Consider the following 693-nt stretch of genomic DNA (forward strand, 5'->3'; position numbering starts at 1 on the left):
CAGGCGAAACCCAGGTGGACTGGCTGACCTCGCTGGGCCAGGCTCTGACCTACTTTGGCGGCGTGCCGGAAATGGTTGTGCCGGACAATCCGCGCGCCCTGGTCGCCCAGCCGGATCGCTACGAGCCGGGCCTGAACCGGGCCACGCTGGAGTGCGCGCGTCATTACCAGACGGTGATCCTGCCGGCACGGCCACGCAAGCCTCAGGACAAGGCCAAGGCCGAGGTGGCGGTGCAGGTGGTCGAGCGCTGGATCATGGCGCGGCTGCGCCATCGGCAGTTCTTCAGCCTGCATGCGCTTAACCAGGCCATCGCCGAGCTGCTGGAGGATCTGAATCGGCGCCCGTTCAAGCGGCTCGATGGCTGCCGGCGCGACTGGTTCGAGCGTCTGGATCGCCCGGCCTTGCGAGCGCTGCCGGTGCATCCCTACGAGGTCGCCACCTTCAAGCGCTGCAAGGTCAGCATCGACTACCACATCGAGGTCAATGGCAGCTTCTACAGCGTGCCCTCCGCCCTGGCCCGGCAGAACGTGGACGTGCGACTGACGGCACACACCCTGGAAGTGCTGCATGGCAACCGGCGGGTGGCCAGCCACCTGCTGCTGGGGCGACGCGGCGCTTACAGTACCCAGCGCGAACACATGCCCGCAGCGCACCAGGCGCATCGTGAGTGGACGCCGCAACGCCTGCTCGACT

General features: G+C 67.4%; 1 protein-coding gene. It reads left to right on the top strand.

Features of this window, described 5'->3' with window-relative positions; genetic code table 11:
• A partial coding sequence (gene istA, locus GMC_RS23365) for an IS21 family transposase (protein ID WP_138940542.1) occupies positions 1-693 on the top strand: 693 nt, incomplete at both ends.

This window comes from Aquimarina agarivorans, assembly GCF_000218485.1.
GTDB classification, from domain to species: Bacteria; Bacteroidota; Bacteroidia; order Flavobacteriales; family Flavobacteriaceae; genus Aquimarina; species Aquimarina agarivorans.